Here is a 6,107-nt window from a genome sequence, read left to right as displayed (position 1 = left end):
ACCGTCGACTTCTCTCCGTAGTGCACCCACTTGAATCAACCATACTAAAGCATTATCTGTTGCCAATTCTGACAATGGGCGTTGAGTATAGCCATGTTGAACACCAGAATTGCCTGCAATCTCACCTAATGGTACATGCCGATTTTGCATCGCTTCTAATAACGATAGCTTGAAAGGAGAACATATAAGCGATCGCTCGGCTCTTTCTAGGGTACTGTGTGAATAAGTGATCGTTTGCTTGCTTCGGAGATCAGCATTAGACATCTTGGATTTATTATGAAATTCTTCTGACAATAAATATTGTGTGCTTTGTATGTTGCCACACTACATATCTAATGTAACAAAAATTTATATATCATTGGAAAAATTTCTATAAGAACAGCTAACTTAAAAAAAATACATAAATTTTGATACAATAACCTTCGGACGGAGCTTCTATCAGTTATCAGCTATCAGTTATCAGTTATCAGTCAAGAATAATGTGTATACTCAGGGTGAAAACCCCACTATATCGGTGTTAATTGATAACTGTTTACTGTTCACTGTTCACTGATTTAATCCCCTGTTCCCTTGTTTTGTAACCTTTTACCAGAGAGATACTAAAAATATGCCTTTAGCAGTTGGTACTGATGCACCTAGTTTTACTGTGAAAGACACTAACGGCAACGCCGTCTCTTTATCTGATTTCAATGGTAAGACAGTTGTTTTGTATTTCTATCCAAAAGACGATACTCCAGGCTGCACCAAACAAGCTTGCAGTTTTCGGGATTCTAGAGAGGAATATCAGAACAAAGATATTGTAGTCTTGGGAGTTAGCGCAGATGATGAAGCTTCTCATCAAGCTTTCACCCAAAAATATAACCTCAACTTTCCATTGCTAGCTGACACTAACCAAACCCTCATCAAAGCTTACGATGTTGACGGTGGTGGCTATGCCAAGCGAGTTACTTATGTAATTGATGGTGCTGGAAAAATAGCCCATGTTGACAGCAGTGTCAACACGGCTACTCACGCTAACGATATTTTAAAGCAGCTAGGACTGTAGATTAGTTTGTAGTTGCGCTTTAGCGCATTGCATTAAAGCCCAACTACAAGCCTTTCAAATTATTTTGCAAAAATTTACCTAGCACCGCAAGGCGGAATTCAAAATTCGTCTTGGAAAGTTGGGCGGGACGGAAACCGACACCACCCACTTTCCCCAAAATTCAAAATGAAGACAGCGTAGGCTTTTCAGAGATTTTGAATGGTATGTTTATTTACGCGCCCGCTGTACTAGTTGATATTATTCTCGCCAACTTCGTTCAATTACCTAACTGGCGTGTATTTGCTGGTTTTTGCTGACTCGATTGTTGAAGTAACTGCTGCTGCTTTGCTTTAAAAGCAGACGCAGCGTCGTTGAGTTGTTGGTTCTGCTCGTCAGCATTCCATGTCGTGTTACCCAGTTGAACACGGTGCATCAGTTCAAAAATACTCGAACCTGTAGAATTTACTTCGCTGGTGTTGGGAGCTAAGGGATTATCATTTTGGGGAGTTAAGTTTTGCAAAGCATTACTAGAGCCTGCAAAACTTGGCTGAGGTATTACTAAAGAAGCAAAGCTGATTCCAGCAACAGTAACAAAAACAAATTGTGTAAGATTTGAAAATGGCTTTTTCATGGAGTTTTAGCTCTCCAGGTTTTTCAAGTAAATAATGTTTCTATGTTAACCCAGTAAACTCTTGGGAAGGGAGTTAGGACAGAGTTTGGCGTAGTCGTGGTTGAATGCTCAATAATGCCACCACAGCAAAGCCAAGCAATACCAGTAACGCTCCGCCAAAAGTTACCTCACCCCAAAACGCTTGCATTACAACGCTATTTAATCCCCAACTGTTGTGAGTATATAGATAGCGGATTGGTTCAATTGCGTAGCTAAGGGGATTAAGGGTAGCTATAATCTGTAACCACGTAGGCATGAAAGCTAAAGGAGCTAAAGCAGTACTGGCAAACAATAGCGGTAGATTAGTAACGAAAATCACTGCTATTAACTCGATGTGTCCTGGTAAAGCAAAAGCCAAACCTAGTGAAATAGCTGTAACGCCTAAAGCCAGAAGGAACACAATCAGCGCGATCGCTCCCAACCCTGCTGCATTCGGTACCCCAGCACCTAGAAATGCTGCTGCTGTTACAATCACTGCTGCTTGTAGTAAGCTTTGACTAATAATAAAGATTGCCGACGCTAGAACTATCGAAAATCTTGACGCAAGCGGTGCTACCAGTAACCGATTCAAAAAGCCAAATTCTCGGTCAAACATCACTGGTAAACCAGCATTCAAGGCTCCTGCAAATGCAGTAAAAACAATAACTCCAGCACTTAAAAATTGACCGTAATTTACTGTATTTCCAAAGATCCCTTTCGGTGCATTCTGGAACAACGCACCAAATAGCACCAACCACATAATTGGCTGAATAATACCTGCCAATAAGGTTGAGGGGCGGCGTTGTAGTTGAATAAACAAACGCCGCGTTAAAGCTAACGTCTCTTGCAACAATTCCCCAACAAAATTAGGAGGAGTATCATTATATACTTTAGGTGCTGCAACTTGCTGGAAGTTAATATCTGGTTTTGGAGGTGTTATTGTGCCACTCATAGTGATTTATTTAGGTGTTATAGTACCTACTAAAAAAGTAGTCAGAACTCAGTATTCAGTATTCAGAATCAATGAAATGGGGATTTAAACCCTTTCTTTATTCATCTGCAGATGCTTAGGTTTCATTCTGACTCCTGACTCCTGACTCCTGAATTCTTCCTATTTCATATTCTGCTTCTTTTCTGCCTTTGGATCCCGACTTCCAGCAGCGGCTAGTTCTGCATCTAATAGCGTTCTTCCTGTTGCTGCGAGGTAAACGTCATCTAAACTTGGTCGAGATTGAGCAATACCAAACATTGGTAACCCTGCAGAATTTAGCGCTTGTTGGATGGTAATTAAAGCATCATTTTGTGGTGTTACCACTAAATTAAGTGAATTTCCCTGAGCGCTATTAATAATGACTTCTTGAACAAAGGGCAAAGATTTCAGTAAATCTTTAGCTTTGTCTGCTTCGTCTGTTGGCAGGAACTCGCGTATTCGCAAAGTAATGCGATCGCCCCCTAATTTATCTTTCAATTCTGAAGGTGTTCCATCCGCAATTACAAGACCACGATCTATAATTGCCACTCGCTGAGCTAATGCGTCAATTTCTTCTAAATAGTGGCTAGTGATTAGTACTGTTGTCCCAGCGTCTCGCAACTTACGCAGGAATTCCCATACCACAACACGGCTTTCTATGTCAAGACCTACTGTTGGCTCGTCTAAAACTAAAACATCCGGTGCATGAAGTAACCCTGCTGCCAAATCTAGGCGTTTGCGTAAACCACCAGAGTAAGTGCCAGTCTTTTTATCAGCATATTCCTCTAAGCCCAGTAGCTCTAGCACCGTGTTGATACGCTGTTTTGCTATTGCATTGGGTATGTGATAAAGCGCCGCTTGGAGTTGCAGTAGTTCGCGACCAGTTAGCACTTTATCCAGAGCAACTTCTTGAGCTACATAGCCTAGCCTCTGCCTCGCTGCTTTAGGATTGTCCAGTACCGAAATGCCAGAGACTTCTATTTTACCTGCATCTGGTGTGGTGAGAGTACACAAAGCGCGTAGAGTGGTAGTTTTTCCGGCTCCGTTAGGACCAAGCAAACCGAAGATTTCTCCGGGTTCAACCACAAAGGAAACATCCTTCACGGCTTCAACTGTACCGTAGCGCTTTTTTAAATTTTTAACTACAACTGCGGGAGCCATAACAGCTAAACCCTAACTATACAAATCTCAACAAATTCTACCTTTATTGTAGGCGATCAACTTTAGTACCCGACTAAATTATTATGTACATTGGGCGTGCTCGTCGTGAACTTGATTTTGTACGAAGTTCTATGGTAGCCTGCGTTTATTCGTTAAATACTTTTAATTGATAGATCAAACGTATTTTAAAGTGCAGAAGCATGGTCTCTATAAAAAGGAGTCAGGAGTCAGAATTCAGGATTCAGAATGCACCACCCATAAAGGGATGGTGTTTTAAGAAAAGTTTCAACTCCTCTCTCGGTAACGAGTCCATCTGTGGTTTTAAACCAATATTTATTCTGACTCCTGTCTCCTGAATCCTGAATTCTGTTTGATAAAACTCGAATGATCTCTCATTCCAAGTAGCATATAAGCGTCCGTTTCCTCTGAAAATCTTCTTACGAAAAGCTATTCTCTTATGAAATATAACCAACTCGGTGAAAGTGATTTGCATGTTTCTGAAATTTGCTTAGGTACAATGACCTTTGGGAACCAGAACACTATTGCAGAAGCTCATCAACAACTGGACTACGCGATCGCGCAAGGGGTCAATTTCATTGATGCAGCAGAGATGTATCCTGTGCCACCGCAGGAATCTACGCAGGGATTGACTGAAACTTACATCGGTGAATGGTTAGTTCGACAAGAACGAGACAAGCTGATTATTGCTACCAAAATAGCAGGACCAGGGCGAAACTTTAAGTGGCTCAGAGATGGGAAGCAACCGGTTGATCGCAAAAATATTGAGCAAGCTGTCAATGATAGTCTGAAACGCTTACAAACTGACTACATTGACTTGTACCAGATCCATTGGCCTGATCGTAACGTTCCTCGGTTTGGTGAAACAATTTATGATCCCAACAAAGAGCGAGAAACAGTGGCGATCGCAGAACAACTCACTGTCTTTGCTGATTTGATTCAAGCAGGTAAAATCCGCTATGTAGGCTTGAGTAACGAAACTCCTTGGGGAGTTTCTGAGTTTAGCCATATTGCTAAGCAACTAAGTCTACCCAAAGTAGTTTCTATTCAAAACGCCTACAACCTGATCAATCGTCTGTTCGATTCCGCCTTAGCAGAAACCTGTTGGCGGGAAAATGTTGGGCTGTTAGCTTATAGCCCTCTTGGCTTTGGTTTTCTAACCGGAAAGTACCTCAACGGTGTACCAGCAAAAAGCCGTCTCAGCTTGTTTCAGGGGTTCGGCGGTCGCTATGGTAAGCCCAATGTTGAACCAGCAGTTGCAGCCTATGTGGAAATTGCTCGTGCTCATAACCTGAAGCCTTCTGCACTAGCCCTTGCGTTTGTCCGCAGCCGTTGGTTTGTTGCTAGCACTATCATTGGTGCTACTACCCTAGAACAATTGAGCGAAAACCTCGAAAGCGTCAATGTTTCTCTCAGTCCACAAATTCTGGAGGAAATTGACGCCGTCAACACTCGTTATCCTAGCCCTGCTCCTTAAAGAGCGTCTGCGTCTGCATCTCTAAAATTTTTTCTTGAGGATGATGTACCGTTTTATTACGGTATATCTATCTATTTATAGTTTTATTTAAAAGGTAACTATGATTTCCCAAGATAGTAAAAAACCAGAGAAAGTTAAAGTTTGGCTTGATGCAATTGATCATATTCAAGTTACATCACCTTCCGAGGTTGAGGATGAAATGCTATTTTTCTATGGCACAATTTTGGGACTGACTGAGATTCCAAAGCCAGAAGCCCTGAAAACCAATAGTAGTGCATGGTATGCTCTGGGAGACATTCAAATTCATGTTAGTACAGAGAAAAACCCTAATAATGAAGCGTCAAGGAGACATATCTGTTTTCGCGTAGGTAACTTGGATGAGTTTGCGGAGCATCTGAAAGGTTATGGAGTGGATATATTGCGCGATCGCCAACCCATACCAAGCTACCATCGCTTCTATGTCCGAGATCCTGGTCGCAATCGTATAGAAATATTATCGGCAAAATAGTTTTTGACCTCTCCTCTGGCTAAAGCCAAGAGGATTCTAAACTGATGTAGCGAAGTGCGACTAAAAGTCGCACTTCGCTACGTTTACGATATATTTTCTTCAGCGAACCGAATACGCTATAACGTTTGGGAACGGTCAATATCTCCCTTATTACCTTGGCTAGACATAAGCCTAGCTGTGTTTTTACTTTTACTAGGATGTTGGCTGCACCATTACAATCAGCGTTGATAACTAGATTGTTTTTGGTCTTATACATTCCACGCTTAACTCGCTTACCTGATGGTTTCCAGCTTTCGGGTT

7 protein-coding genes and 1 pseudogene are annotated in these 6,107 nt (G+C 41.7%); 3 read left to right on the top strand and 5 right to left on the bottom strand.

Annotation, left to right across the window (positions count from 1 at the left end; translation table 11 throughout):
- Nucleotides 1–264: Npun_F0494 family protein (locus G4P69_RS34975; RefSeq protein WP_208354508.1), on the bottom strand; the 264-nt coding region annotated here is incomplete at its 3' end.
- A gap of 343 nt (nucleotides 265–607) precedes the next feature.
- On the opposite strand from G4P69_RS34975, the gene G4P69_RS34970 reads away from it, so the two are divergent.
- Nucleotides 608–1,045 (top strand): peroxiredoxin, encoded by a 438-nt coding sequence (locus G4P69_RS34970; protein ID WP_208345327.1) that lies wholly within the window; start codon nucleotides 608–610, stop codon nucleotides 1,043–1,045.
- 256 nt (nucleotides 1,046–1,301) lie between these two features.
- On the opposite strand, the gene G4P69_RS34965 is transcribed toward G4P69_RS34970, so the two are convergent.
- The 3 genes from G4P69_RS34965 to G4P69_RS34955 all read right to left on the bottom strand — a co-directional run bounded on the left by G4P69_RS34965 (nucleotide 1,302) and on the right by G4P69_RS34955 (nucleotide 3,804).
- Entirely contained in the window at nucleotides 1,302–1,655 is a 354-nt protein-coding gene (locus tag G4P69_RS34965) for a hypothetical protein (RefSeq protein WP_208345328.1), read from the bottom strand.
- 73 nt (nucleotides 1,656–1,728) lie between these two features.
- A complete protein-coding gene (locus tag G4P69_RS34960) occupies nucleotides 1,729–2,625 on the bottom strand; it encodes an ABC transporter permease (RefSeq protein WP_208345329.1) in 897 nt (298 codons plus the stop codon).
- 159 nt (nucleotides 2,626–2,784) lie between these two features.
- Complete coding sequence (locus G4P69_RS34955) at nucleotides 2,785–3,804, bottom strand: ABC transporter ATP-binding protein (RefSeq protein ID WP_208345330.1); 1,020 nt, start codon at nucleotides 3,802–3,804, stop codon at nucleotides 2,785–2,787.
- A gap of 457 nt (nucleotides 3,805–4,261) precedes the next feature.
- Between G4P69_RS34955 and G4P69_RS34950 the strand changes: the two genes are divergently transcribed.
- Both G4P69_RS34950 and G4P69_RS34945 read left to right on the top strand, forming a co-directional pair.
- Nucleotides 4,262–5,299, top strand: a complete 1,038-nt coding sequence (locus G4P69_RS34950; protein WP_208345428.1) for an NADP(H)-dependent aldo-keto reductase — start codon at nucleotides 4,262–4,264, stop codon at nucleotides 5,297–5,299.
- A 100-nt stretch (nucleotides 5,300–5,399) separates the two neighbouring features.
- Nucleotides 5,400–5,807, top strand: coding sequence for a VOC family protein (locus tag G4P69_RS34945; RefSeq protein ID WP_208354506.1), 408 nt, complete (start codon nucleotides 5,400–5,402; stop codon nucleotides 5,805–5,807).
- A 19-nt stretch (nucleotides 5,808–5,826) separates the two neighbouring features.
- Here the strand turns inward: G4P69_RS34945 and G4P69_RS34940 are convergent.
- A pseudogene (locus G4P69_RS34940) lies at nucleotides 5,827–6,107 on the bottom strand (hypothetical protein); the annotation flags it as partial.

This window comes from Aetokthonos hydrillicola CCALA 1050, from assembly GCF_017591665.1.
Lineage (GTDB): Bacteria > Cyanobacteriota > Cyanobacteriia > Cyanobacteriales > Nostocaceae > Aetokthonos > Aetokthonos hydrillicola.
This window is presented reverse-complemented; position numbering and strand designations above follow the sequence as displayed.

What these genes read in the sequence shown, in the direction of transcription:
- G4P69_RS34970 (WP_208345327.1), top strand. Translation starts at nt 608, where the DNA reads ATGCCTTTAGCAGTTGGTACTGATGCACCTAGTTTTACTGTGAAAGAC.
- G4P69_RS34965 (WP_208345328.1), bottom strand. Translation starts at nt 1,655, where the DNA reads ATGAAAAAGCCATTTTCAAATCTTACACAATTTGTTTTTGTTACTGTT.
- G4P69_RS34960 (WP_208345329.1), bottom strand. Translation starts at nt 2,625, where the DNA reads ATGAGTGGCACAATAACACCTCCAAAACCAGATATTAACTTCCAGCAA.
- G4P69_RS34955 (WP_208345330.1), bottom strand. Translation starts at nt 3,804, where the DNA reads ATGGCTCCCGCAGTTGTAGTTAAAAATTTAAAAAAGCGCTACGGTACA.
- G4P69_RS34950 (WP_208345428.1), top strand. Translation starts at nt 4,262, where the DNA reads ATGAAATATAACCAACTCGGTGAAAGTGATTTGCATGTTTCTGAAATT.
- G4P69_RS34945 (WP_208354506.1), top strand. Translation starts at nt 5,400, where the DNA reads ATGATTTCCCAAGATAGTAAAAAACCAGAGAAAGTTAAAGTTTGGCTT.